24 protein-coding genes are annotated in these 25426 nt (G+C 56.3%); 18 read left to right on the top strand and 6 right to left on the bottom strand.

Annotated features, from left to right (window positions below; genetic code table 11):
• Positions 1-84 precede the first annotated feature (84 nt).
• The 3 genes from topA (at position 85) to ACR0DT_RS09165 (ending at position 4135) form a co-directional block, all read left to right on the top strand.
• The gene (gene topA, locus ACR0DT_RS09175) at positions 85-2703 is read left to right on the top strand and encodes a type I DNA topoisomerase (protein WP_480710435.1); all 2619 of its coding nucleotides are present in this window, start codon (positions 85-87) and stop codon (positions 2701-2703) included.
• Between the two features lie 101 nt (positions 2704-2804).
• A complete protein-coding gene (locus ACR0DT_RS09170; protein WP_480710434.1) occupies positions 2805-3509 on the top strand; it encodes a CoA transferase subunit A in 705 nt (234 codons plus the stop codon).
• Positions 3509-4135, top strand: coding sequence for a CoA transferase subunit B (locus tag ACR0DT_RS09165; protein ID WP_480710433.1), 627 nt, complete (start codon positions 3509-3511; stop codon positions 4133-4135). Before ACR0DT_RS09170 ends, ACR0DT_RS09165 begins: the two co-directional genes overlap by 1 nt.
• Positions 4136-4177: 42 nt before the next feature.
• Here the strand turns inward: ACR0DT_RS09165 and ACR0DT_RS09160 are convergent, their stop codons facing one another.
• Complete coding sequence (locus tag ACR0DT_RS09160; protein WP_480710432.1) at positions 4178-5044, bottom strand: lytic transglycosylase domain-containing protein; 867 nt, start codon at positions 5042-5044, stop codon at positions 4178-4180.
• Between the two features lie 352 nt (positions 5045-5396).
• On the opposite strand from ACR0DT_RS09160, the gene ACR0DT_RS09155 reads away from it, so the two are divergent.
• The 15 genes from ACR0DT_RS09155 (at position 5397) to pdeM (ending at position 20670) form a co-directional block, all read left to right on the top strand.
• Positions 5397-5651, top strand: a complete 255-nt coding sequence (locus ACR0DT_RS09155; protein WP_480710431.1) for a Flp family type IVb pilin — start codon at positions 5397-5399, stop codon at positions 5649-5651.
• A gap of 83 nt (positions 5652-5734) precedes the next feature.
• A complete protein-coding gene (locus ACR0DT_RS09150) occupies positions 5735-5947 on the top strand; it encodes a hypothetical protein (RefSeq protein WP_480710430.1) in 213 nt (70 codons plus the stop codon).
• 149 nt (positions 5948-6096) lie between these two features.
• Positions 6097-6972 carry a Flp pilus assembly protein CpaB gene (cpaB, locus tag ACR0DT_RS09145; RefSeq protein ID WP_480710429.1) on the top strand — a complete coding sequence of 292 codons (876 nt, stop codon included), beginning with the start codon at positions 6097-6099 and terminating at the stop codon, positions 6970-6972.
• Positions 6973-7165: 193 nt separating this feature from the next.
• Positions 7166-8572 carry a type II and III secretion system protein family protein gene (locus tag ACR0DT_RS09140; protein ID WP_480710428.1) on the top strand — a complete coding sequence of 469 codons (1407 nt, stop codon included), beginning with the start codon at positions 7166-7168 and terminating at the stop codon, positions 8570-8572.
• 16 nt (positions 8573-8588) lie between these two features.
• Positions 8589-9218, top strand: coding sequence for an OmpA family protein (locus tag ACR0DT_RS09135; RefSeq protein ID WP_480710427.1), 630 nt, complete (start codon positions 8589-8591; stop codon positions 9216-9218).
• Between the two features lie 189 nt (positions 9219-9407).
• Positions 9408-10640, top strand: a complete 1233-nt coding sequence (locus ACR0DT_RS09130) for a CpaE/TadZ family protein (RefSeq protein ID WP_480710426.1) — start codon at positions 9408-9410, stop codon at positions 10638-10640.
• A 25-nt stretch (positions 10641-10665) separates the two neighbouring features.
• Positions 10666-12099 carry a TadA family conjugal transfer-associated ATPase gene (locus ACR0DT_RS09125; RefSeq protein ID WP_480710425.1) on the top strand — a complete coding sequence of 478 codons (1434 nt, stop codon included), beginning with the start codon at positions 10666-10668 and terminating at the stop codon, positions 12097-12099.
• Between the two features lie 11 nt (positions 12100-12110).
• On the top strand, positions 12111-13079 hold the full coding sequence (locus tag ACR0DT_RS09120) for a type II secretion system F family protein (RefSeq protein ID WP_480710424.1): 969 nt from the start codon (positions 12111-12113) through the stop codon (positions 13077-13079).
• Positions 13080-13089: 10 nt separating this feature from the next.
• Complete coding sequence (locus ACR0DT_RS09115; RefSeq protein WP_480710423.1) at positions 13090-14070, top strand: type II secretion system F family protein; 981 nt, start codon at positions 13090-13092, stop codon at positions 14068-14070.
• 49 nt (positions 14071-14119) lie between these two features.
• On the top strand, positions 14120-14659 hold the full coding sequence (locus tag ACR0DT_RS09110) for a tetratricopeptide repeat protein (protein WP_480710422.1): 540 nt from the start codon (positions 14120-14122) through the stop codon (positions 14657-14659).
• 29 nt (positions 14660-14688) lie between these two features.
• Positions 14689-15540: a tetratricopeptide repeat protein gene (locus ACR0DT_RS09105; protein WP_480710421.1), complete on the top strand. Its 852-nt coding sequence runs from the start codon at positions 14689-14691 to the stop codon at positions 15538-15540.
• Positions 15541-15543: 3 nt separating this feature from the next.
• On the top strand, positions 15544-16089 hold the full coding sequence (locus ACR0DT_RS09100; protein WP_480710420.1) for a prepilin peptidase: 546 nt from the start codon (positions 15544-15546) through the stop codon (positions 16087-16089).
• 117 nt (positions 16090-16206) lie between these two features.
• On the top strand, positions 16207-17514 hold the full coding sequence (locus tag ACR0DT_RS09095) for a P-loop NTPase family protein (RefSeq protein ID WP_480710419.1): 1308 nt from the start codon (positions 16207-16209) through the stop codon (positions 17512-17514).
• 40 nt (positions 17515-17554) lie between these two features.
• On the top strand, positions 17555-19966 hold the full coding sequence (locus tag ACR0DT_RS09090; protein ID WP_480710418.1) for a ligase-associated DNA damage response DEXH box helicase: 2412 nt from the start codon (positions 17555-17557) through the stop codon (positions 19964-19966).
• A 41-nt stretch (positions 19967-20007) separates the two neighbouring features.
• Positions 20008-20670 (top strand): ligase-associated DNA damage response endonuclease PdeM, encoded by a 663-nt coding sequence (pdeM, locus tag ACR0DT_RS09085; RefSeq protein WP_480710417.1) that lies wholly within the window; start codon positions 20008-20010, stop codon positions 20668-20670.
• A 6-nt stretch (positions 20671-20676) separates the two neighbouring features.
• On the opposite strand, the gene ACR0DT_RS09080 is transcribed toward pdeM, so the two are convergent.
• The 5 genes from ACR0DT_RS09080 to ACR0DT_RS09060 form a co-directional block, all read right to left on the bottom strand.
• Positions 20677-21273, bottom strand: coding sequence for a LytTR family DNA-binding domain-containing protein (locus ACR0DT_RS09080; RefSeq protein ID WP_480710416.1), 597 nt, complete (start codon positions 21271-21273; stop codon positions 20677-20679).
• Between the two features lie 361 nt (positions 21274-21634).
• Entirely contained in the window at positions 21635-22525 is an 891-nt protein-coding gene (gene folD, locus ACR0DT_RS09075) for a bifunctional methylenetetrahydrofolate dehydrogenase/methenyltetrahydrofolate cyclohydrolase FolD (RefSeq protein WP_480710415.1), read from the bottom strand.
• A gap of 52 nt (positions 22526-22577) precedes the next feature.
• Positions 22578-22883, bottom strand: coding sequence for a chorismate mutase (locus ACR0DT_RS09070; RefSeq protein WP_480710414.1), 306 nt, complete (start codon positions 22881-22883; stop codon positions 22578-22580).
• A 57-nt stretch (positions 22884-22940) separates the two neighbouring features.
• Positions 22941-24617, bottom strand: coding sequence for a formate--tetrahydrofolate ligase (locus ACR0DT_RS09065; RefSeq protein ID WP_480710413.1), 1677 nt, complete (start codon positions 24615-24617; stop codon positions 22941-22943).
• Positions 24618-24781: 164 nt separating this feature from the next.
• The gene (locus ACR0DT_RS09060) at positions 24782-25357 is read right to left on the bottom strand and encodes an MOSC domain-containing protein (protein WP_480710412.1); all 576 of its coding nucleotides are present in this window, start codon (positions 25355-25357) and stop codon (positions 24782-24784) included.
• Between the last annotated feature and the right edge of the window lie 69 nt (positions 25358-25426).

The raw sequence follows: 25426 nt of genomic DNA, 5'->3' as shown, positions 1-25426 counted from the left end.
AACGCATTGACAATTCGCTCTTGCCCTACACATCTTGCACCATCATAGAAGGCGCCCAATCCGTCGAGCGAGGTTTCCCCTTAAATGCCTGTAGTTGTTGTAGAATCCCCTGCCAAGGCCAAAACAATCAATAAATATCTTGGCCCCGACTACACGGTTCTGGCGTCTTACGGCCACGTCCGCGACCTGCCGCCCAAGGACGGTTCCGTCGACCCCGAGCATGAATTTGAGATGAAATGGGAGGTCGGCAACGACAGCCGCAAACATGTCAAAGCCATCGCTGATGCGCTAAAGGAAGACAACGCCCTGATCCTTGCGACTGACCCCGACCGTGAGGGCGAGGCGATTAGCTGGCACCTGCAAGAGGCGCTGACAAAGCGCCGCTCGATCAAGAAGGACACGCCCGTGAGCCGGGTGACCTTCAACGCCATCACCAAGGACGCGGTGACCGAGGCCATGCAGAACCCGCGTGAGGTCGACATGCCGCTGGTCGAGGCCTATCTGGCCCGCCGCGCGTTGGATTATCTGGTTGGGTTCAACCTGTCTCCGGTCCTGTGGCGCAAGCTTCCGGGTGCGAAATCAGCGGGTCGGGTACAATCGGTCTGCCTGCGCCTGATCGTCGAGCGCGAGATGGAGATCGAGGCTTTCAAACCTGTAGAATACTGGTCGGTGCGGGCCCTGTTCGAAACGCCGCGTGGCCAGACTTATGAGGCCCGTCTGGTCACGCTGGCCGGTAAAAAGCTGGACAAGCACGACTTGGCCAACGCCACACAGGCGGAACTGGCAGTTCAGGCAATCACGAGCCGCGCATTAAGCGTTACTTCGGTCGAAGCCAAGCCCGCTGCGCGCAATCCCTCTGCGCCTTTCATGACCTCGACCCTGCAGCAGGAAGCCAGCCGCAAATTTGGCATGGGCGCACGCCACGCCATGCAAGTGGCACAGCGACTTTATGAGGCAGGCTACATTACTTATATGCGAACTGACGGCATCGACATGGCTCCTGAGGCAGTCGCCGCTGCTCGTGACGCGATTGCCGACCGTTATGGCACGGAATATGTGCCGGACAGCCCGCGCATGTATAAGAACAAAGCCAAGAACGCTCAGGAAGCCCACGAATGTATCCGCCCCACGGATATGTCGCGCGATGCAAAGGCCCTGAAGGTTACGGATGAGGATCAGCGCAAGCTCTATGACTTGATCTGGAAACGTACCATCGCCTGTCAGATGGCCGCCGCGCGACTTGAGCGGACGACGGTCGAGGTCGGCAGCGCGGATGGTCAGGTCGGCCTGCGCGCCACTGGTCAGGTGGTACTGTTTGACGGTTTCATGCGCGTCTACGAAGAGGGTCGCGATGATGTGGCCGATGACGATGAAAAGCGACTGCCGCAGATCATGCAAGGTGATCCAGCTCCGTTTGCAAAAACGTCGCTGAAAGATCAGTTCGCCAAGGCCGAAGACAAGGCCGCTATTTTGTCCGACAACGAATCTGTTCTGGCCTTGCAACATCACACCCAACCGCCGCCACGTTATACCGAGGCCACCTTGGTCAAGCGGATGGAAGAGCTGGGGATTGGTCGGCCATCGACCTATGCCTCAATTGTGACTACGATTCAGGATCGGGAATATGTGCGCAAGGACAAGAACCGGCTGATCCCCGAAGAAAAGGGACGGATTGTCACGATCTTCCTGTTGAACTTCTTCCGGCAGTATGTGGGCTATGAGTTTACCGCCAATCTGGAAGAACAGCTGGATGACGTCAGCGCCGGGGATCGCGATTACAAAGACCTGCTGGGCAAGTTCTGGCGCGACTTCTCAGCGGCGATTGGCGAAACATCAGAACTGCGCATTTCCGAGGTGCTGTCGAAACTGGATGAGGCGCTGGCGCCACAGCTGTATCCTCCGCGTGAGGATGGCTCGGATCCCCGTATCTGCCCGAAATGCGGCACGGGCCAGTTACACCTTAAAACCTCGCGCACCGGTGGCTTTGTAGGCTGCGGCAACTATCCCGAATGCACTTATACCCGCCCCATCGCGGGCGAAGGGGCTGAAGGCGACGAGCGTCTGCTGGGAGAGGATGCGGGCGATGAGATCTGGCTGAAATCCGGCCGCTTTGGACCATATGTCCAGCGCGGTGAACCTACGCCAGAGAATAAAAAGCCGCCGCGTGCATCTCTGCCCCGCGGGTGGAGCAAGGATGACATGGATCTCGACAAGGCGCTGACTCTGCTGTCCCTGCCCCGCCAGATCGGCGAGCATCCCGAAGGCGGCATGATCAGCTCGAATTTCGGACGGTTCGGTCCTTATCTGATGCACCAGTTGCCGGAAGAAGCAAAGCCGGTCTATGCCAACCTCAAGGACCCCAATGATGTGTTCGAGATCGGCATGAACCGGGCGGTTGAAATGCTGGCTGAGAAGCGCGCCAATCCGGGGCGTGGGCGCCGGGCCGCAGCAAAGCCACTTAAGGAACTGGGCGACCACCCCGATGGCGGTGCAATGCAGGTTCTTGATGGGCGCTACGGGCCTTATGTGAAATGGGAAAAGGTCAACGCCACCATCCCTAAGGACATCAAGCCCGAGGATGTGACCCAGGAAATGGCCATCGAATTGGTCAATGAGCGGGCGGCCAAGAAAGGCACCAAGAAAAAGGCCGCACCCAAGAAAAAAGCTGCTGCCAAGAAAACCACCAAGAAGGCAGCCACATAGGGACGGTTAGGTAGAAATACCACCACTCCCTTGGATTCGTTGACTTCCCCGTGACGTGGCGGCACAACCTGCCCATCACCATGTCATTGGGGGAGTTTTCCATGAAGAAAATCTATGCCAATGCCACCGAAGCGCTTGATGGAGTGCTGACGGATGGCATGCTGATTGCCGCAGGCGGGTTCGGCCTGTGCGGCATTCCTGAACTGCTGTTGGAGGCGATCAAAGACTCGGGTGCTCAGGATTTGACCTTTGCCTCGAACAATGCGGGCGTCGATGATTTCGGCATCGGCATCCTACTGCAGACCAAGCAGGTCAAGAAAATGATCAGCTCATATGTCGGCGAAAACGCGGAATTCATGCGTCAGTACCTGGCTGGGGAGCTTGAGCTGGAGTTCAACCCGCAGGGCACTCTGGCCGAACGTATGCGTGCCGGTGGTGCGGGTATCCCCGGTTTCTATACCAAAACCGGCGTGGGCACCGTGATCGCCGAGGGTAAAGAGCACAAAGACTTCAACGGCGAAACTTATATCATGGAAGAAGGCATCTTTGCCGATCTGGCCATCGTTAAGGCATGGAAGGCCGACGACACCGGAAATCTGATCTTTCGTAAGACAGCCCGCAATTTCAACGTGCCCGCTGCGACCTGCGGCAAGATTTGCGTCGCCGAGGTTGAAGAGATTGTGCCTCGTGGCTCGTTGGACCCCGATCAGATCCACCTGCCCGGCATCTACGTGCACCGCATCATTCAGGGCGATCACGAAAAGCGCATCGAACAGCGCACCACCCGCCAGAAGGAGGACGCATAATGCCCTGGGACCGAAATCAGATGGCCGCCCGCGCGGCGCAAGAGCTGGAAGACGGCATGTATGTAAACCTCGGCATCGGGATTCCGACGCTGGTGGCGAACTATGTGGGAGACAAAGACATCACCCTGCAATCCGAGAACGGCATGCTGGGCATGGGCCCCTTCCCGTTCGAGGGTGAAGAAGACCCTGACCTGATCAACGCAGGCAAACAGACGATCACTGAATTGTCGCGCACCTCCTATTTCGACAGCGCCACGTCCTTTGGCATGATCCGGGGCGGCAAGATTGCTGCAGCGGTTCTGGGCGCGATGGAGGTCGATGAAGAAGGCGATCTGGCCAATTGGATGATTCCCGGCGTTCTGGTCAAAGGCATGGGCGGCGCGATGGATCTTGTGGCCGGTGTTGGCCGCGTGATCGTCGTGATGGATCACACCAACAAGCACGGAAAGTCCAAGCTGCTGCAGAAATGCACACTACCTCTAACCGGCAAAAAGGTCGTGGATCGCATAATCACCAATCTGGGCGTTCTGGATGTAGTCGACGGTGGCCTAAAAATCATCGAAATCGCCGAAGGCGTGACCGAGGATGAGATTCGCGCCGCCACTGAGGCCAAGATCGTCAACTGATCCGCAAGATTGAAAAGGCCCGCCAGTTCTGGCGGGTCTTTTTCAATTCAGGGTCTGGAACACACAGCCATCCGAGATCAGCTCGGGGGGCGTCGAACACAAAGCCTTGGCAATCTGAAAGGCTGCAAGAACCTTTGGCACATAGTCGCGCGTCTCGGCATAAGGTGGTACGCCACTGTGTTTGCGCACAGCACCTTCACCCGCGTTATATCCCGCCAGAACCAAGATCGGATCATTTCCGAACTCTTCCATCAGCCAGTTCAGGTATTTCACGCCACCCGAGATATTCTGAGACGGCTGAAAGCTGTCCTTGACGCCAAATCGCTTTGCGGTTGCCGGCATCAGCTGCATCAACCCCTGTGCCCCAGCGGAACTAACCGCATCCGCTCGCCCCGCGGATTCGACCGAGATCACAGCAAGCACTAGCGCGGGTGAAACATTGGTCCCCACGGTCGAGCGCAGAATCTCGAGACCCTGCTGTTGAGCGATGTTTTGAAGGGTCTGCAATCGCGGCGAGGCGACATTGGTCGCAGCCAACGCATTAATAGCTGCATCCAAACGCCAAGCCCCTGCTTCGGCCAATGCAGGTGAAATTTTGTCCCAGAAAGCTTTGTAAGAGCCAACAGGCTTATTCTGCGATCCCGCCCCCGGAACACCGGGGGGCACAACCTTGGTACGCTTTATTATCTCGGGGACGACAATCGCGGTCCCAGTGCTGGGTGCGAACGGTGCTGACGCGTGTTCTTCGGGCGATATCTGAACAGTCACCTTGGGCCGCGCCCCCGGTTTAGGGGCCTTCACTCTTTTATATACGCCCCTGGGTTCAACCTCGTTTGCAACAGCGGGCAAAGGCCCTGACATCATACACGCCAACGCGCCGGCGCAGATCATTGCGTCCCGGAGTTTCATTTTGCCTGCCTCATGCTTTTTCTTTTACGGGATTTGAACCTCGAATCCCTTTGTAAAGCCAGAGAAACACAACGAAATGGGGCAATTTCGCCTCATTTGGCGCAATTTTGCATCTGCAAAACAAAACACCCTTATCGGCATGGAACTTTTATTCGTTACTTTTCAAATACTTATCAAAAAAGCTACCAAAAAGTTAAGCTGAAAGGGAAAAAAATGGTGTTTGGCCCAATTCCTGCCACGCCTGACAGGCAATCATAGTGCCATACCGAGACGGTCGGGAGCGGACTGAGAGAGAAAGCTCTGATAGACGCCGAGGTTTATTTGACTTTTGATCCTTTAGGAGGGACGTAACATGATCAAGTTCATCAAGAACTTCCGCAAAGACGAAGACGGCGCCGTAACAGTTGACTGGGTCGTTCTGACCGCAGCTATCGTCGGCCTGGCCGCAGTTGCATACAGCGCAATCGGCAATGGTACTGCAGACCTGTCTGGTCGGATCGGCACCGAAATTACCGGTACAGCAGTATCCGACATCACAACCACATTCGGCGGCGGCACCACTAGCGGCGGCAGCACCACCGGCGGCAGCACCACCACCGGCGGCTAATTTTAAAGTTACATCACTATCGGTGGGGCCATGCTTGGAAAGGCTTGGCCCCATTTTTGTGACAATTGCAAACTGGTATTCCTATGTTGAAGATACTGGCGAACATCTTAGAACGTGAAGACGGAGCCGTTACCGTTGACTGGGTTGTGCTTACCGCCGCGTTGGTTGGATTTGGCACTTTCATCGGACTGTACTTGGCCGACCCCGTAAGGGAGCTGGATGCCAAGAATGGTGCTGCCGTTGCCAATGTCGTAGTACACGACATTCAAACTGAGTTTTCTGCTTCAAACCCCTGATGGGGATTACCTCAAACTGAGAGCAGTCCTACATTCGCTAAATTTTTCGTAATTGTCCCCGTTTTCGACACAATTTGACGTTACGAGGAATTGCATCGTCGTAACGCTGCGACGAATAAACCAGAATAGAGCAATACGAGGGGACTTGAATGCGTGCAGTATTTGGACTTGTCCTGATTATCGGGGTGGCTTTGGCCGGAGGTGCCGTCTACTTGGCACGGGACTACATCGCACAACATCAGGACCAACTCACCCGAGAACGCCTGGCTGCCCAAAAAGCACTGGAAGATGCAGCATTGGCCGGGACCACAGGGGTTCTTGTTTCCAATCGAGCTATGAAATACGGAGAGCCTCTGTCCAAGGAAGACGTTCGCATCGTCAATTGGCCGAATGAAGCTATCCCCGAAGGTAGCTTCGTCGACATGGCCGTTTTGTTTCCTGAAAACGCGAAGGGTGACCGATTCGTCCTAAGAGCCATGGAAAAAGACGAGGCTCTAATGGCAGTCAAAGTCACTAATCCTGGGGAGTCGGCTGGCCTGACCTCGCGCATTGAAAAAGGTAAACGCGCTTTTGCCATCAGTGTGGACGTTGCGTCTGGTGTTTCGGGCTTTCTGCGCCCGGGCGACAATGTAGATGTCTACTGGACTGGTACCGTCAGCAGAAATCTTGAGGGCGGTGGCACCGAAATCACCCGCTTGATCCAGACCAACATTGAATTGATCGCCGTAGACCAAATTGCCGGTTCTGATGTGACAGGAACGACAATTGCGCGCACGGTGACAGTTGCCGCCACTCCGGAAGAAATCGCGGCTCTGGCGCAGGCGCAGAATACAGGTCGCATGTCACTGGCTTTGGTCGGAGTGCAGGACGACACCGTCGCAAGCGCTATCGAAGTGGACCAGCGAAAATTGTTGGGAATCAAAAAAGCAGCCCCAGCTCCAGTCAAGGCCGAGGAGCGGAAATGCTTTACCAACATTCGACGTGGCGGAGAAATCGTTCAGACGCAAATTCCTTGCACAAACTGACGTTAAATCAGAGATTTAACAATACAAGCCGCGCCAACAGCGCGGCTTGTTTCATTTCGCATGTTGCGCATTCCCCACATAAGGAAAATTCCAGAAACCCTTGATTATTGCAATAAATTCGTAATTCGCGCAGTGTTACCTGGCATAGGGCATAGACCCAAAAAAACGAGGCGTGATCGGAGAGGCAGGTCACATGACATTACGAACTTGGATCGGCGCAACCCTTCTTGGGTTGGCGCTTACAGTTGGTCCGGTCGGCCATACGGCCTGGGCTGAAACTTTGCGCGTGGTTAAGAATGGAACGGCGGAAACGCTGGACGTTCCGATGAACCGCGCAATTGTGGTGGAAAGCGAAGAACCGTTCGCAGAACTCAGCATCGCCAATGCAGGCATTGCTGACATCTCGTCGCTTTCGGATCGTACAATTTATGTGTTGGGTAAGGCCCCTGGCCTGACCACGCTGACCCTGTTTGATGGAGCTGGCAACCTGCTGGCGAACGTTCGGGTCCGTGTTTCTCCGGATGTATCTGAATTCAAAGAGCGTTTGGTCCAAATTTTGCCAGGCGAACCGATCGAAGTGCGCACGGCCAATGACGGCATTGTACTATCCGGTACGGTTTCCAGTAGCTCAAAACTGTCGCGCGCACTGGAACTGGCCGAGCGTTATGCACCTGAGAGAGTTTCGAATCTGATGTCGGTGGGTGGCGTACAGCAAGTCATGCTGAAAGTACGCTTTGCCGAGATGAATCGCTCAGTGGCTAAAAGCCTGACCGCTTCGCTTGGTTTCTCGGGAACAGATGTGAGCGGTGGTTTCAATGGTCTGAACACTCAAGGTGCATTGAACAACGCGCTGAACGGCAACATTCCGTTCCTGCAAACCAACAACGGTGCAATTCTATTCGGCTTCGGCGCCGGCTCCACTCAGGTTCGCTTGCTACTGGAAGCGCTTGAAAACAAAGGGCTTGCCCGCAGTCTTGCGGAACCCAACCTGTCTGCCCTGTCGGGTCAGGAAGCCGAATTCTTGGCTGGTGGCGAGGTTCCAATTCCAGTGCCTGCAGAAGATGGCAACATTGCCATTGAGTATCGGGCCTTTGGTGTACAGGTTCTGTTCACTCCACGTGTCGTTGACGGCAATCTGATCAACCTAGAGATGGGTACCTCCGTCTCCAGTATCGATCCGAACTCTGACTTCTCGATTGCTGGCACATCGGTTCCGACATTTATCGCGCGCACGACTAAAACAACGGTTGAACTGCGGGATGGTGAAAGCTTTGCGATTGCAGGCCTGATTCAGGACGATTTCACCGACCTGAACAGCCAGATTCCATGGCTCGGCGATGTGCCGGTTCTTGGTTCGCTGTTCCGTAGTGCGCAGTACCAGCGCCAGCAAAGTGAGCTGGTCATCATTGTCACTGCGCACCTAGTGTCTCCGACACGTGGTGAAGCACTTGCCCTGCCGACTGATCGGGTCAAACCGCCAAGCGAATTTGATCTGTTCGTAAACGGCAAAACTGCACGCATTGTACGTCCAGGAGCCGGTGGCGCGTCCGAAGTCGCCAGACAGGACTTTGGCAGCTCTTATGGCTACGTGCTGGATTGATAGGAGGATAGGACCAATGCAGAAGTGGATCATCACACTAGGTCTTTCGGTCGCTGTCGCCGCTTGTACGCGAGAGGCCGGGTATGAAATAGACCAAGGCACGTTCGGCAACGCGACCTTGAACAATGTCCAGGTCATGAATGGCGAATTGACCTATGCCCAGATCCTGGGTCAGAGGTTCGCAGCCGAAGTTCCGACGCAGATCAACTTTGCTTTTGACAGCGCTCAGTTGGACGCGTCAGCGCAACAAATCCTGTTGCGGCAGGCCGATTGGATCAAACAGTTCCCCGAAGCCCGATTCCGTGTTTACGGACATACGGATGCTGTCGGTTCGACCAGCTACAACAAGGCTTTGGGCCAGCGACGCGCCAATGCGGCGGTCGCCTTCCTGACAAGTCAGGGAATCTCGCGGTCCCGGCTTGAGGCGGTCGTGTCGTTCGGAAAATCGCGCCCCCTCATCGACACTCCGAACAGGGATCGGCGCAACCGGCGCACTGTGACCGAAGTGTCAGGCTTTGTGGATCGTAATCCACAGCTTCTGGACGGCAAATACGCTGCGATAATCTATCGCGAGTATGTCGGGAGCGCGACACGCCAAAGCTATATCGCGCGTGACGATGTTTCCGCAGAAGAAAGCGGTGAATAATCCCTAGGAAATGGGCGGCATCGTCGCCCATTTCCCTACAATTGGTTCTTTTGCGCCTAATTCTTGCCTAAGTTCCGAGCCAAATTTTCAACAATTAGGTGACCTGCGGCCGGATCTGGCCGCGACGGGGCAAGAACAATCCAAGGGGAATCTCTGGGTTGGGCGGCTCTCGCGACAAGGATTGTGTTAATGACAAGCGCATCGCCACAAGATGACAAAAACGCCATTCTGGCCTGCACCATCAGCCGTGATGTCCAGAATTTCGACCTTCTGATCGAAGATATGGAAGCTGCACTAGGGGAACGATGGGGTGACCTTGGATTTGCCGAAGCACTGGCGTTTTTCAGTCAGCCTGATGCGGACTCTCTGGAATTTGTCGCCTTGGCGATTGATGGCGAAGATGAAGACAACCTGTCTTTGATGGGGGAAATCATCACACGAGCCAAAGAAAAGAAGATCAAGATCGTTCTGATCGCCGAGGATGTTACACCAGCCTCTTTGCACCAGCTGTTACGCAAGGGCGCGGACGAGTTTGTCCCCTACCCTCTGCCCGAAGGCGAGTTGCAAGAAGCTATCGCCCGCATGAACCAACCCGACCCTGTTGCCGTTCAGCAAGCTGCTGCCCCAGCAGCACAGGGCCAATCGAAAGAAGGCGCCCTGTTTGTAGTACATGGGCTTGCCGGAGGCGTTGGCTCGACCACCATGGCGGTCAATCTGGCTTGGGAACTGGCCACAGTGTCAGATAAAGACGCCCCCTCTGTTTGCCTGCTGGATCTGGACCTGCAATTTGGCACGGTTTCGACCTATTTGGACTTGCCACGGCGCGAAACCGTCTTTGAGATGCTGTCGGACACATCCTCGATGGATGACGACGTATTCTCGCAAGCGCTTCAGATCTATGAAGAAAAACTGCACGTTCTGACCGCTCCATCGGACATGGTGCCGCTGGATCTGATTACACCCGAAGATATTCAGCGCGTTATCGAAACGGCCCGCCGGAACTTTGATTATGTGATCGTGGACATGCCCTCGACGCTGGTTCACTGGTCCGAGACCGTTTTGCAGGCCGCACATGTGTATTTTGCCTTGATCGAGTTGGACATGCGTTCGGCCCAGAATGCATTGCGCCTGAAACGTGCCCTGCAGGCCGAGGAATTGCCCTTCAACAAACTGCGTTTTGCTATGAATCGAGCGCCAAAATTCACTGATCTGAATGGCAAAGGCCGTGTCAAGAGGATGGGCGAAAGCCTGGGTATTTCCATAGACCTGCAACTGCCTGATGGCGGCAAACCGGTTATGCAAAGTGGTGACCACGGACAACCATTGGCCAGTGCGGCCGCCAAGAATCCGCTGCGTCGGGAAATCGCGAAGCTTGCGAAATCGCTTCACAGTTTGGGCAGCAGCGACGCTGAGGCCGCGTAACCAGTACTAAAGGGAGAGAGCCGCCGTGTTTTCACGTTACAAGAAACAACCCGAAGCGCAGCCGGTTCAAACTCCGGCCGCAGCTCCTGCTCCAGCTGCGGAAAAAAAGCCCACGGCCAATGCTGTCGCACGGCGGCCTGTGCAGAAAAAGGCCGCCGAACCGGTGGTTGCAGACCGCGATCGCAAGCGCAAGGAACGCCTTGGCGAAATCAAGATCGAACTGCACCGCGAATTGCTGGAAAACCTGAACCTTGCGGCACTTGAAAATGCAGGCGAATCTGAATTGCGCACTGAAATCAGTGCGATCGTCAGCGAAATTCTGGAGACGCGTAATATTGTTCTGAACCGCGAGGACCGCTCGCAGTTGAACAAGGAACTGTATGACGAGGTTACGGGTCTTGGCCCCCTTGAGACCTTGCTGCAGGACGACTCCGTCAACGATATTCTGGTCAACGGTCCGCAACAGATCTTCGTGGAACGCCACGGTAAGTTGGAAATCAGCGACATCACGTTCAAGGACGAGAAGCACCTGATGCGGATCATCGACAAGATCGTATCCGCTGTGGGTCGCCGGGTCGATGAATCCAATCCATATGTTGACGCACGATTGGCCGATGGCTCGCGTTTCAACGCGATGGTGCCGCCGATTGCGGTTGACGGGTCGCTAGTCTCGATTCGTAAATTCAAGAAAGACAAGTTAGGCATCGACGACCTGGTGAATTTTGGGGCCTTTACCGAAGAAATGGCCGCTTACCTTCAGGCCGCCGTGTCGACCCGTCTTAACATTATCGTGTCGGGTGGTACGGGTTCGGGTAAAACCACAACTCTAAATGCCTTGTCTAGTTTCATCGACGACGCTGAGCGTATCCTGACGATTGAGGATACGGCGGAACTTCAGCTTCAACAGACCCATGTGGGTCGCATGGAAAGCCGCCCTCCCAACGTTGAAGGCAAGGGTGAGGTAAGCCCGCGCGATTGTCTGAAAAACGCTCTGCGTATGCGCCCTGACCGCATTATCGTGGGCGAGACGCGTGGCGCCGAGGTGATCGACATGCTGCAGGCCATGAACACCGGCCACGACGGCTCAATGACCACGATCCACGCCAACTCGGCGCGAGATGGGATTTCGCGTTTGGAAAACATGATTGCAATGGCCGGAATCGAAATGCCGATCAAAGCGGTTCGCAGCCAGATTTCGTCTGCTGTGAACCTGATTGTGCAGGCCAGCCGTCTGCAGGACGGTTCACGCCGGATGACTTCAATCACTGAGATTACGGGCATGGAAGGCGACGTGATCTCGATGCAGGAAATCTTTAAGTTCCAACGTGTTGGCTTGACGCCAGACAACAAGATCATTGGTCATTTCACCGCGACCGGCGTGCGCAGCCACTTTTCCGAGCGGTTCCGCCTGTGGGGCTTTGACCTGCCCGCTTCGGTCTATGAACCAACGAATATGTAGGAGATCTGACAATGCAACTGCCTGTTGAGGCGCTCATCTATGTCGTGATCTTCGTCGCGGTGTTCGCTCTGGTCGAAGGCATCTATCTGGTGGCGTTCGGCAAATCCATCAGCCTGAACAGCCGCGTGAACCGGCGCCTCGACATGCTCGACAAAGGTGTCGGGCGCGAACAAGTGCTGGAACAGCTGCGCAAGGAAATGCAGCAGCATATGAAGACCCAGAGCATCCCGCTTTATTCGCTTCTGGCTGACAAGGCGCAGAAGGCAGCGATTGCTTTCTCTCCCAAGCAATTGATCCTGGTCATGGTCGTGTTGTCGGGTTTTGCTTTTGTGGGCCTGAGCGTCGGCACAGCGACAGAATTGGTTCTGCGAGTGGCTTTGTCGATCTTTATCGGCGTTGGCGGCGTTTACATGTGGGTGAACCGCAAAGCTAACAAACGCATGAACATGATGGAAGAACAACTACCTGACGCGGTAGAACTGATGGTTCGATCACTGCGCGTGGGTAACCCTTTTGTGTCATCCATTCAGATTGTCGCAAACGAGGTCCAGGATCCGCTGGGAACCGAGTTTGGCGTCATTGCCGATGAATGCGCCTATGGCCGGGATGTGGGCGAGGCACTGAATGATCTGGCAGAGCGTCTGGACATGCAAGACCTTCGCTTTCTGGCCGTGGCTGTTGGTATTCAGCAGCAATCGGGTGGCAACCTTGCTGAAATTCTGGCCGGTCTGGCACAGGTGATCCGGGCCCGTTTCCGCCTTTTCCGACGTGTAAAAGCGATCACGGCCGAGGCGCAATGGTCCGGTAAGTTTCTGTCCGGTTTCCCGCTTTTCTGTCTGCTGTTTATTATGGTGACAGACCCCAATTACTACGACGACGTGCTTGACCATCCGTGGTTCATCCCGGCCTGTTTCTTCGTGGGCATCATGCTGACGGTGAACCTGATCGTGATGCGCGTTCTTACCAACATTAAGGTCTGAGGGTATTACCATGGAAGTTCTGGCCCCAATCAACGACCTGATCAAACAGTACCTTGGTGAATTCGGCCCGCTTATCGTGGTCGGAGTATTGGGACTGATCATGATCGTGATCGCCGTCACTCTGATGCTGAACCAGCCAGAGGACCCTCTGAAAAAGCTGCAAAAATCCACTGCGGCACCGAAGTACGACAAAAAATCCAAGAAGGACAAACTTCGCAACACCAGCCGCAACGAGCAGCTGGAAAAATTCGCGACGTTCCTTGAACCTCAAAACGAAGACGAGTTTTCGGCAATGCAGCTCAAGCTGCGGCAAGCCGGCTACCATTCAAAGGATGCTGTGCGTTTCTTCCACTTTGCACAGTTCGCATTGGGGATTCTGGGTATTTTGATCGGAGTCATGCTGGTGACTGTGCTGTCGGGCGATCAGGAATTCACGGGCCAACAAATGGCTCTTCGGGTACTGATTCCGGCTGGCGCAGGATATTTTCTCCCCCGTTACTGGATCACCCGACGTGTCGCCGAGCGTAACGAGGCGATCACATCCGGCTTCCCTGACACGCTGGACCTGATGTTGGTCTGTGTTGAAGCCGGTCAATCGCTAGATCAGGCCATCGTGCGGGTTGCGCGTGAGATGAAGGTCTCCTACCCCGACATCGCGCAAGAGTTCGAGATTGTCGCTTATGAACTGAAGGCCGGTAAAGACAAAGACACGGTTCTGCGTGATTTCGGTACCCGCTGCGGCGTGCAGGATGTCAGCTCATTCGTGACCGTGATGATCCAGTCCGCTACATTCGGCACCTCGATCGCCGAAGCGCTTCGGGTGTACGCCGGCGAAATGCGCGACAAACGGGTCATGCGCGCCGAAGAAGCCGCGAACAAGTTGCCAACCAAGATGACTCTTGCCACAATGATCCTGACGGTGCCGCCTTTGCTGGTTATTCTGGTCGGACCTTCGGCAAAAGGAATCGCTGACTTTGCGGCGGGTAATTGATGATCCCAAAATATTAAGCTTCAGGCGTATCCAGCACGGTATACGCTACATGCTAAAGGCCGCCATGGTGATCGCCATGGTGGCCTCTTGCACTGAGACGGGCTCGACCGATCATCTGGACGTCCCAGGAATTGACCCGAAAGGTCAGGGTGTGGACGAAATTACGGTCGGAAACCGTTTGATGGCCGCCGGAGAATATGAACTTGCACTGGATTCTTTTGCCCGCGCCGCGCTGGATCAGGGGATGACGACGCAAATCCTGACGGCGATGGGCACGGCCAATCTGGGGCTCAGGCGTCTGGGACAGGCCGAAACGCTGCTGCGCCGAGCCGTCAAGGACAATCCTGACTGGCCAGTTGCTTGGAACAATCTAGGCGTGGTGCTAATCGAAATGGGCGAATATCCCGAGGCCGCACAAGTATTCAAGCGCGCCTTTGCGCTAGACAATGGCGAAAGTGACGCAATCCGGGACAATCTGCGCTTAGCGCTCGCAAAAATGGAAAATCCTGTTAATACTACGGCAGAAGAACAAAAATATACGTTGGAGCAGCAAGGCGACGGGCAATTTAAGCTGCGCAAGCTCCCGTAAAACAGGCACGAGCAGTAAGGGACGCAAAAATGCGCCAACAATTCTTGATTGCGCCAATCGTAATGTGCGGGCTGATCCTGTCGGCCTGCGAAAAAGAAACCGAAGAAGAAAAGGTCGAGCGCACCCATCAGGAGGTCAACGTCATTGACGAGACCAACCTGAACGAGGTCCTGCTGACCGCCGCGGATCCGAATGAGGCGGTAACCTATTTCCAGGGCGCAGCCGCCAAAAATCCAGGTCGGATCGACCTGCAGCGGGGGCTCGCGATTTCCTTGTCTCGCGCCAAACGAACGACCGAAGCCGTCTCCGCCTGGAAGAAGGTGACGACGATGAAAGGCGCTGGAAACGTCGACAAGCTCGAATATGCTGACGCGCTTGTCCGTGCCGGAGACTGGGGACCGGCCAAATCGGTTCTGGATTCCATTCCGCCCACGCACGAAACCTTCAAGCGGTATCGTCTTGAAGCCTTGGTTGCCGACTCCAAACAAGATTGGAAACGCGCGGACCACTTTTATGAAACAGCGGTGGGCCTGACTACACGTCCCGGTGGCGTCATGAACAACTGGGGATACTCCAAGCTGACACGCGGCCAATTTGCCGAAGCCGAGCGCCTGTTCACCGAAGCAATCCGTCAGGACCAATCCCTGTTCACAGCCAAGAACAATCTGGTTCTCGCCCGGGCCGCGCAAGGGAATTACAGCATGCCGGTTGTACCCATGACACAGGTGGAACGCGCCAGGCTGCTGAACACAATGGGAATTTCTGCGGTTAAGCAAGGGGATGTGTCAACAGCCAAGAACCTGTTCCGCGAAGCCATTGCAACCCACCCTCAGCACTATGACGAAGCCGTCCGCTCGCTCCGCGCGCTTGAGGATGCCTGATAGATGAATATTCCCGCGTTTGCTGCGCTGTGGTTCCTTCCGTTTGTCTTGCCGATTTGTTTTTACGTCGCGTTTACGGACTTGCGGGACATGCTGATCAAGAATCATGCCGTTGCTGCGTTGGCTTTGGTTTTCTTCGTTGTAGGGCTGTTTGTCCTGCCTCCGTGGTCGACCGAGTGGACCTCGCTTTCGGCGTGGTCGCTCTCAATCACACTACCGCCTTATGTCTGGCACTTGCTGCATATCGTAATCGTTCTGATCCTGGGCATTCTGTTTAACGCTGCCGGCGTTTTGGGCGCAGGAGATGCCAAGTTTATGGCCGCGGCCTCGCCCTTTGTCTGGACCGGGGATCTTGTGTTGGTCATGCTTATTCTGGCGTCCACCTCGCTTGCAGCATTTGTCACGCATCGACTTGCCATGCACACCGCGTTACGCAAAGTTGCGCCGAATTGGGAAAGCTGGAACAGAACCAAGCATTTTCCGATGGGGCTGCCCTTGGGCGGCAGCTTGGCCATTTATTTGATTCTAGGCACTGTTTACGGCTCGTAAACTATCATTAACCCGCCTTGTCCCCGCCTTGGTACTGCCACAAAGCCGGGCCAGATTTCCCATAAGCGGCCCTTTTTGGGGCCATTGGCGCGAAAACTGGATAGACGGGCGACGCTCATGAATATGCAGACAACCTCGGTAATGGCCCCCCCTGCCCCAAAGGGATTGGGGGAAATGAGGCTACCCATCGTCATGATGCGCGACATCATGTTGAAAACGATCTTTCGTAAGAACGTGGACACCGTGTCCGAGATCGCCGCAGCGATCTGTCTGCCGGGTTCCGTCACGCAGGAACTGATCGACATGGCCCGCGAGCAAAAGCTGATCGAGGCCACCGGTACCCTTAATGCCAACAGCGGCAACGAGATGGGCTATCAGTTGACCGATGCAGGTAAAGCCCGCGCGCTGGACGCGCTGAGCCAGTCGGAATATTTCGGCGCCATGCCCGTGCCGCTGGACGTTTATCGAGAGCAGGTGAAACGCCAGTCGATCCGGAACATTCAGGTAACCCGCGACCAGTTGGTCGGCGCAATGGGCCATCTGGTTCTGCCAGACAGCCTGTTGGATCAATTGGGGCCCGCAGTCAGCGCAGGACGCTCGGTTCTGATGTATGGCCCTCCGGGCAACGGTAAATCCTCGATTTCGAACGGGATTCGGGATGCTCTGGGCGACAATGTTTATGTGCCCTTTGCCATCGAATATGCCGGGCAGGTGATCACGGTTTATGACCCAATCGTGCACACCGCGATTGAGCAGGAGCCCGACGACCCTAACAGCCTTCGCCGCCGCAAACGGTTCGACACGCGCTATGTGCAATGTGAGCGCCCGACCGTGGTGACGGGCGGTGAATTGTCGCTCAGCATGCTGGACCTTGTTTATAACCCCACAGCGCGGACCTATCAGGCACCTTTGCAGCTGAAATCGACCGGTGGCATCTTCATCGTGGACGACCTTGGCCGTCAGCAAGAACCCCCGCAGGCCCTGATCAACCGCTGGATTGTTCCGCTGGAAGAGAGCAAGGATATCCTTGGTCTGCAATCGGGTGAAAAATTCGAAGTTCCCTTCGACACGCTGGTCATCTTCTCGACCAACTTCCACCCGAACGAAATCTTCGACCAAGCGGCCCTGCGCCGGATTTTCTTCAAGATCAAGATCGACGGTCCGAACCAGGAAAACTTCCTGAAAATCTTTGCCATGGTCGCCCGCAAACGCGGCATGCCGCTGGACGAGGCCGCCTTGGTGCATCTGCTGAAGGTCAAATATCCGACCATCAACAATATATACGCCAACTATCAGCCGATCTTCCTGATCGACCAGATGATTTCGATCTGCGAGTTTGAGGGCATCCCTTATCAGATGAGCCCCGACCTGATCGACCGAGCGTGGTCCAACATGTTCGTCAAGGACGAGACCATCGTCAAATAACGACGTGCCATTTCGGCAAAGGGCCGGGTAATCTGCGCGTATGACGCAGATTCCCGCCCGGATCACAGCTTGGTTTGCCTCCAATGGCTGGTCCATCCACCCCCATCAACAGTACATGTTCAACCGGGCTTCGGACCCAGCCACTCTGTTGATCGCGCCCACCGGGGGCGGCAAGACCATGGCCGGTTTTCTGCCAACTCTGGCCGAGCTGGCAGATGGCGCCCATGAGGGTCTGCACACAATCTATGTCTCTCCGCTCAAGGCGCTGGCTGCCGATATTCGTCGCAATCTGCGCGGGCCGGCGGATGAGATTGGCCTACCTATCCGGATCGAGGACCGCACCGGTGACACCTCGGCGACGCAGAAAAAGCGGCAGCGTGTTGACCCTCCGCATATTCTGCTGACCACTCCTGAAAGCCTGGCTCTGCTGACCTCGTACGGGGACGCACCGCGAATGTTTGCAGGTGTGCAGCGGGTGATTGTCGATGAAATCCATGCTTTGGCAGAAAGCAAGCGCGGCGATCAACTGATGCTGGCCTTGGCGCGGCTGCAAACCCTGTGCCCAAACCTGCGCCGGGTCGGGCTGTCGGCCACGGTCGAGGACCCCGAGGCCATCGCGCGCTTTTTGGCCCGACACCCGGATCCTTGTCAGATCGTGCAGGCCGATCCCGGGCCTGATCCCGACATCCGAATGCTGGAAACGCAGGAAATACCACCTTGGTCTGGCGGCGGCGCAGCTTATTCGATCCCGGCAGTGCTTGAACAGATCAAACAACACAAGACCACGCTGATCTTCCACAACACCCGTGCGCAAGCCGAGATCTTCTTTCACAACCTCTGGCTGGCCAACGATGACGGTCTGCCCATTGGCATTCATCACGGCAGCTTGGACCGCCAGCAACGCGAACGGGTCGAAGCCGCCATGGTCCGGGGTGATCTGCGCGCTATCGTGTGCACGGGTAGCCTGGACTTAGGCATCGACTGGGGCGACGTTGATCTGGTGATACAGATCGGTGCGCCCAAAAACGTCAAGCGACTGGTGCAGCGGATCGGGCGCGCGAACCACCGCTATAACGCGCCCTCAAAGGCCCTGCTGGTGCCTGCAAACCGGTTCGAGGTGGTGGAATGCGTCGCTGCGCTTGAGGCCGCCAAAGCGCATGATCTGGACGGTGAGCCACGCGGCCCCGGCCCCCGCGATGTGTTGTGCCAACACATACTGATAGCGGCGGCAGCAGGCCCGTTCGATGCGGATATGCTATTCGGTGAGATGACCGCAGCTGGACCCTATGCTCAACTGACCCGAAACGAATTCGACACCTGTTTGGAGTTCTGCGCGACTGGAGGTTACGCCCTACGCGCCTATGACCGGTGGCAACGCCTGCAACAGCGCCCGGACGGGCTTTGGCAACTACGCGACCCCCGAGCGGCGCAGCGCATCCGTATGAATCTTGGTACCATTCAGGACACTGATACGCTGAAGGTTCGACTGAAACGCAATCGCGGCGGCAAGCCACTGGGTGAAGTAGAAGAGGCCTTTGCCGCCTCGCTGACACCCGGTGACACGTTTCTAATTGGCGGGCAGATTGTCCGCTATGAGGGCCTACGCGAGATGGTGGTCGAAGTCAGTCGACGCGCCGATCGCAAGCCCAAGATCGCCACCTTCTCAGGCACGAAATTCGCCACATCAACGCAGCTGAGCGATCGGATTCTGCGGATGTTTGACCAACCTGACTGGCCGCAGCTGCCCGAACATACCGCCGACTGGTTGGTCTTGCAGCGCGACATGTCCCGCCTGCCCCAACGCGACCGGCTGCTTATCGAGAGCTTTCCGAATGATGGGCGCGAGAACCTGTGTGTCTATGGTTTCGCCGGACGGAACGCGCAGCAAACGCTGGGGCTGTTGCTGACCAAACGGATGGAGGAAACCGGCCTCGCCCCACTGGGCTTCGTTGCCACCGATTATGCCACGCTGATCTGGGGTCTGGACGCGGTGACCGACCCGCGTCCTCTGTTTCAACTGGATGCTTTGCGAGACGGGCTTGAAACCTGGCTGGCCGGAAATGCCGTGATGAAAAGAACCTTTCGTGCCTCGGCTACTATCGCCGGGCTGATCGAACGGAACACCGACGGTCAACGCAAAAGCGGGCGTCAGGCGACATTTTCCTCGGATATCCTCTATGACACCTTGCAGAAATACGACCCGGATCACCTGCTGATGCAGATCACTCGCGAGGAGGCCATGCGCGGGTTGGTCGATTTCGGGCGGATCGAGGCGATGATCGCCCGGATTGGAGATCGGATTGATCTACTGCGGTTGGATCGCGTGTCACCCCTTGCCGCCCCCTTGTTCCTTGAGGTTGGCAAGGTCCCGGTCAAAGGCGCGGCTGAGGAACGGTTGCTGGCCGAGGAAAGCGCGCGTCTAATGCAGGCCGCAGGGTTAACGCCCGACTGATATTGCTTGCGCCGGCGGGTGAAACGCGCAAAGAACGGATCATGAACGAATTGGAGTTTTCTTTTGCAGGCCAGGCCCTGAGGGCATTGGGATCGGGGGCCTTGTGGTGGCCGGATCAGCAAATACTCTGCGTTTCCGACCTGCATCTGGGCAAGTCCGAGCGCATTGCGCGCAGGGGTGGCCCGACCTTGCCCCCTTATGACAGTCAAGAAACCCTGACCCGGCTGGCTGCGGATATCGCCAGAACCAACCCGGCCACCGTTATATGCCTGGGCGACAGTTTCGACGATCTGGAAGCTTCGGTCGCGCTGGAAACGGCCGAACAGCGTGATATCACGGCCCTTCAAGCCGGTCGGCGATGGATCTGGATCGAAGGCAACCACGACCCCGGCCCGATTGATCTGGGCGGCACGCATCTGTCCGAATGTCAAATCGGACCAATGACCTTCCGCCATATCGCGCGCACCTCGGCCAGTGCCGAGGTGTCCGGCCACTACCACCCCAAAGCACGTCTGAACGCACGGGGCCGATCGATCACACGCCCTGCCTTTCTGCTGGATCAGACACGGCTGATCCTGCCAGCCTACGGCGCGTATACCGGCGGTCTGCGCAGTTCGGATTACATACTGGACACGTTAATGGGCGATCAGGCCATGGCTATCCTTACAGGGCCTCAGCCTCGTATCATCCCAATGCCTAGGTGAGACGGTTCAAATAATTCCGTCCTGCTCTAGCCCTGGTTTGTATTTTCGACTGATCGGAACCAGATCGGCGTTCTTCAGGCGCAAGAAGGTTTTGCCGCCTTCCTTTTCAACTCCGGCTACGGCGTGGTCTGCCACCCAATGAGACCGGTGCGTACTGTGGCCAGCTATCGGCTCCATCTCGGCAATCGCATCGGTCAGACGGGATCGGATGGTGAAAGTTCCTTCTGACGTCACCACATCAACCGCGTGATTTCGGCCAGTCAGGCGATAGACCTGACCAGAAAACGTATCCGGCAAACGCTTGGCTAGACGTGGCGATGGGAGGACGACTTGATACTGTTCCTGCTCATAGTCCTGACTGTGTCCGCGCACAAAAACCAAACCGGTTGCGAACAAAGCACCGTATGGCGCCACGGCCAGAAAGTTCGGTGCCTGGTGTCCTCCGACGGTGAACAGCAGGTATGACATGAACCACAAGGACGGCACAAACAGCGTCAGTATGACCAAAACCAGAGCAATATCGCGCCAGCTGAAATGCGCTTGGGCAAAATATTTCTGCGTCACATGTCTGGCGATCCAGGTCACACCTAGAGCCAATCCCATAACTCCGATCCAAAAAAACAGCCGCTGAGCATAGGCCAGATAAATGTCCGGAAATGGTTGAAACGCACTGGCGAGCAATGGCGGGAAAGCAACGCCAGCAATTACTCGGCGTAACGTGAGTTCGGCGAAAATTATATTTGCCTTTGCGGTCATAAACACTCAACTAACAAGCCAACAGGACCCAACCCAACGTTACGTGGCTTTTACCATTTCCCCGTAACCAGCTGGAAAGACTTGTTTATCATTGAATGCACCGACATTCAAACCCGGTGTCGAAAACTTAATTCAAGCTTTAGAAAGCAATCGGGCCAAAGAACGTTTAATCCCTTGGCCCAATCGTTCAGTATAATTTTACCCAAGATCAGGCGGTCAGGCCTTCGGGCTCTGGCAGACCATTTGCGCGACAGCAGGCGGTCAGTGTGTTGGCCAGCAGGCAGGCGATGGTCATTGGCCCCACGCCACCGGGCACCGGTGTAATTGCCCCTGCGCGTTCGGCCGCGCTGGCGTAATCGACGTCACCGACCAACTTGTTCTTGCCGTCACGTTCGATCCGGTTGATGCCCACATCAATCACGGTCGCACCTTCCTTGATCCAATCGCCCGGCACCATTTCAGGGCGGCCAACAGCTGCGACAACGATGTCGGCGCGGCGGACAACATCAGGCAGGTCTTTCGTGCGCGAATGCGCGATGGTCACGGTGCAGCTGTCACCCAGCAGCAATTGCGCCATCGGTTTGCCCACGATGTTCGAGCGACCAATCACCACCGCATCCATACCCGAGAGCGATCCGTGATAGTCGCGCAGCATCATCAGACAGCCCAGCGGAGTGCACGGCACCATCGACTTCTGCCCGGTGCCCAGCAGACCCACGTTCGAGATGTGGAAACCGTCAACGTCCTTGGCCGGGTCAATCGAGTTGATCACCAGATCTTCGTTCAGGTGCTTGGGCAGCGGCAACTGCACCAGAATACCATGCACGGCTGGGTCGTTGTTCAACTTGTCGATCAACGCCAGCAGATCTTCTTCGGATGTGTCGACATCCAGTTTGTGCTCGTACGAGTTCATGCCGACCTCGACGGTCATCTTTCCCTTGGACCGCACATAGACCTGGCTGGCCGGATCTTCGCCCACCAGAACCACGGCGAGACCGGGGGTAATGCCGTTTTCTTCTTTCAGCTTTGCGACCTGATCTGCCACCTGTCCGCGTACTTTTGCGGCAAAGGCCTTACCGTCGATAACCTGAGCTACCATCCTTGGATCCCTTCTTTCAAAAACGGATCGGGCGCACAAAGCGCCCGGGTCTTCAGTCAGGGCCGAGCACGCGTTCTTCGCGGGCAATCGACCAATCAATCAAGATGCGCCAGAGTTTTTCGGCAAGATCAGGATCCATTCCCAACTCGTCGGAACTTCTGCGCACACGCTGCACCACATCTTCGACACGTTCCGGGATGCGGGCGGGTAACCCCTCGCCGGGTTTCAGCTGAGACGCACGATCGATATAGGTCGCGCGTGTCACCAACATGTCAATCAGTTGGCGGTCCAGCTTGTCGATCTGAGGCCGCAATTCCCGCATCGAATGGCAGTCCTGCGGCGGAATCAGAGTGGGCATATTAATCTCCTGTGGACCGGGGAACCCCCCGGTCCACGAGATGTATCATTCGGGCGCTTAGAACAAGCCCTCGATCTCACCTGCGTCATTGAGGCAGATGGTTTCCGCAGCCGGTTTGCGCGGCAGACCGGGCATGGTCATGATCTCACCGCAGACAACCACGATGAAACCAGCACCGGCGGACAGGCGAACCTCACGCACCGGAACAGAGTGGCCGGTGGGCGCGCCGCGCAGGGTCGGATCGGTCGAGAACGAATACTGGGTTTTCGCCATGCAGACCGGCAGGTTGCCATAACCCGCTTCTTCCCACTCGCGCAGTTGGTTGCGGATCTTGTTGTCGGCCAGAACCTCGTCCGCACGATAGATGCGCTTGGCGATGGTTTCGATCTTCTCGAACAGCGGCATTTCGTCGGGGTAGATCGGCGAGAAGTTTGCGGCACCGTTTTCGACGATTTCCACAACTTTCTCGGCCAGCGGCGCAGAGCCATCCGAACCCAGTTCCCAGTGACGCGACAGGATCGCTTCGACGCCGTGTTCTCCACAGTAGTCTTTAACCGCCTGAACTTCGTCATCGGTATCGGTGACGAAGTGGTTGATGGCGACAACAACGGGCACACCAAAGGATTTGACGTTTTCGATGTGACGACCCAGGTTGGCGCAACCTGACTTCACAGCGTCGACATTTTCCGCACCCAAGTCAGCCTTGGCCACGCCGCCGTTCATTTTCATCGCACGCACGGTGGCAACCAGTACAACAGCCGACGGCGCGATACCTGCCTTGCGGCATTTGATGTTCATGAACTTCTCGGCACCCAGGTCAGCACCGAAACCGGCTTCAGTGACAACATAGTCAGCCACTTTCAGAGCGGTCTTGGTCGCGATGACCGAGTTACAGCCGTGCGCGATGTTCGCGAAGGGGCCGCCGTGTACAAATGCCGGGTTGTTTTCCAGCGTCTGCACCAGGTTCGGCTGCATTGCGTCTTTCAGCAGAACCGTCATTGCGCCTTCGGCTTTGATGTCGCGGCAATAGACTGGAGTTTTGTCGCGGCGGTAAGCTACGATGATGTCGCCCAGACGCTTTTCCAGATCCTTCAGGTCGTTTGCCAGACACAGGATCGCCATAACTTCCGAGGCCACGGTGATGTCAAAGCCTGCTTCACGCGGGAAGCCGTTCGATACGCCGCCCAAGCTGGCGGTGATCTGACGCAGGGCCCGGTCGTTCATATCGACCACACGACGCCACGCGACACGGCGGGTGTCGATTTCCTGCTCGTTGCCCCAATAAATGTGGTTGTCGATCATCGCCGACAGCAGCGAGTGGGCCGAGGTGATGGCGTGGAAGTCACCGGTGAAGTGCAGGTTCATTTCCTCCATCGGAACAACCTGCGCGTAACCGCCACCTGCTGCGCCGCCCTTCATACCGAAGTTCGGGCCAAGCGAAGCTTCGCGGATACAGATCATCGCGTTCTTGCCGATGCGGTTCAGACCGTCGCCCAGACCCACGGTGGTGGTTGTCTTTCCTTCACCCGCAGGGGTTGGGTTGATCGCGGTGACAAGGATCAGCTTGCCATCTTCACGGTCCTGAACCGAGTTGATGAAGTCCTGGCTGACCTTCGCCTTGTCATGGCCGTAGGGCAGCAGATCGGCGGAGTCGATGCCGATCTTCGCACCGATTTCCTGAATCGGCTTCTTGTTCGCTTCGCGGGCGATTTCGATGTCGGATTTATAGCTCATTGGGCAGGGTCCCTGATTGAATGCCATGCAAAACCGGCGCGGTGCGCCAGTGCTGTGCAATCCATACCGTTGTGTACCGAAAAGATGGCTATAGATTCCGACATATTTGTGCCGCGAAACGGCGTTGGAGTATTCTGTCGTACCGAATTGGAAACCGACGTCGCTTATGGTGTCCAGTCCCGCTGATCTGGCACAAATAATGTCACTTGGTCTCCCAGCTTTAGTTCACCCGGTCGCTCTACCCAAGCGGTGACACCCCGCCGACCCTTCGCGGCCGGTTTGAATGCTGTGCCATAGCCGGGCAAGTCCGCCTCAATCTCGCGGCCCGGGAACACACAAGGGCGATTCTCCATATCAACCGTGATGGTAACGCCCCCGGCAGACTGCAAACGCGAGGATGGTGGGATATGGGTGAAATCCGGGATGCCTCTCAGCACGATGCTGGCCCCCAGAAAAGACGGGTCTAACCGGTCCAGTCCCATCTCTAGCGCTGTCGCTTCGATTTCTTCGGTTGAAAGCACCGACAATTGACGGACATTGCGGATTTCCGTGCCCTCCGGGTAAAGGTTCCTGACCCGAACGCATGATTTTCGGTTCACGCCTTCATGCCGCGCGCCCCGATCACCCGAGAATGCCAGATCAAGCGTGTCCACGGAATTGGCACGAATAGTGTCCCCAGCAGGAACATGGCCCAGCCAGACCACCCTACCCTTGTATTCAGTTTCGCGCAGGACAGGCATTACCGTTCCTTTTCAAAGCTAGTCTTCAGGTCGCACTAAATGACAATTCACTTTGAATGGACAGGCAAA

The sequence above is a fragment of the Ruegeria sp. BI11 genome (genome assembly GCF_056538005.1).
Note: the sequence above shows the minus strand (reverse complement) of the source record. Positions and strands in the feature narration are given on the sequence as shown.

Excerpts from the sequence above, each read along its gene's own strand:
- topA (WP_480710435.1), top strand. The coding sequence starts at position 85 with ATGCCTGTAGTTGTTGTAGAATCCCCTGCCAAGGCCAAAACAATCAAT.
- ACR0DT_RS09170 (WP_480710434.1), top strand. The coding sequence starts at position 2,805 with ATGAAGAAAATCTATGCCAATGCCACCGAAGCGCTTGATGGAGTGCTG.
- ACR0DT_RS09165 (WP_480710433.1), top strand. The coding sequence starts at position 3,509 with ATGCCCTGGGACCGAAATCAGATGGCCGCCCGCGCGGCGCAAGAGCTG.
- ACR0DT_RS09160 (WP_480710432.1), bottom strand. The coding sequence starts at position 5,044 with ATGAAACTCCGGGACGCAATGATCTGCGCCGGCGCGTTGGCGTGTATG.
- ACR0DT_RS09155 (WP_480710431.1), top strand. The coding sequence starts at position 5,397 with ATGATCAAGTTCATCAAGAACTTCCGCAAAGACGAAGACGGCGCCGTA.
- ACR0DT_RS09150 (WP_480710430.1), top strand. The coding sequence starts at position 5,735 with ATGTTGAAGATACTGGCGAACATCTTAGAACGTGAAGACGGAGCCGTT.
- cpaB (WP_480710429.1), top strand. The coding sequence starts at position 6,097 with ATGCGTGCAGTATTTGGACTTGTCCTGATTATCGGGGTGGCTTTGGCC.
- ACR0DT_RS09140 (WP_480710428.1), top strand. The coding sequence starts at position 7,166 with ATGACATTACGAACTTGGATCGGCGCAACCCTTCTTGGGTTGGCGCTT.
- ACR0DT_RS09135 (WP_480710427.1), top strand. The coding sequence starts at position 8,589 with ATGCAGAAGTGGATCATCACACTAGGTCTTTCGGTCGCTGTCGCCGCT.
- ACR0DT_RS09130 (WP_480710426.1), top strand. The coding sequence starts at position 9,408 with ATGACAAGCGCATCGCCACAAGATGACAAAAACGCCATTCTGGCCTGC.
- ACR0DT_RS09120 (WP_480710424.1), top strand. The coding sequence starts at position 12,111 with ATGCAACTGCCTGTTGAGGCGCTCATCTATGTCGTGATCTTCGTCGCG.
- ACR0DT_RS09115 (WP_480710423.1), top strand. The coding sequence starts at position 13,090 with ATGGAAGTTCTGGCCCCAATCAACGACCTGATCAAACAGTACCTTGGT.
- ACR0DT_RS09110 (WP_480710422.1), top strand. The coding sequence starts at position 14,120 with ATGCTAAAGGCCGCCATGGTGATCGCCATGGTGGCCTCTTGCACTGAG.
- ACR0DT_RS09105 (WP_480710421.1), top strand. The coding sequence starts at position 14,689 with ATGCGCCAACAATTCTTGATTGCGCCAATCGTAATGTGCGGGCTGATC.
- ACR0DT_RS09100 (WP_480710420.1), top strand. The coding sequence starts at position 15,544 with ATGAATATTCCCGCGTTTGCTGCGCTGTGGTTCCTTCCGTTTGTCTTG.
- ACR0DT_RS09095 (WP_480710419.1), top strand. The coding sequence starts at position 16,207 with ATGAATATGCAGACAACCTCGGTAATGGCCCCCCCTGCCCCAAAGGGA.
- ACR0DT_RS09090 (WP_480710418.1), top strand. The coding sequence starts at position 17,555 with ATGACGCAGATTCCCGCCCGGATCACAGCTTGGTTTGCCTCCAATGGC.
- pdeM (WP_480710417.1), top strand. The coding sequence starts at position 20,008 with ATGAACGAATTGGAGTTTTCTTTTGCAGGCCAGGCCCTGAGGGCATTG.
- ACR0DT_RS09080 (WP_480710416.1), bottom strand. The coding sequence starts at position 21,273 with ATGGGATTGGCTCTAGGTGTGACCTGGATCGCCAGACATGTGACGCAG.
- folD (WP_480710415.1), bottom strand. The coding sequence starts at position 22,525 with ATGGTAGCTCAGGTTATCGACGGTAAGGCCTTTGCCGCAAAAGTACGC.
- ACR0DT_RS09070 (WP_480710414.1), bottom strand. The coding sequence starts at position 22,883 with ATGCCCACTCTGATTCCGCCGCAGGACTGCCATTCGATGCGGGAATTG.
- ACR0DT_RS09065 (WP_480710413.1), bottom strand. The coding sequence starts at position 24,617 with ATGAGCTATAAATCCGACATCGAAATCGCCCGCGAAGCGAACAAGAAG.
- ACR0DT_RS09060 (WP_480710412.1), bottom strand. The coding sequence starts at position 25,357 with ATGCCTGTCCTGCGCGAAACTGAATACAAGGGTAGGGTGGTCTGGCTG.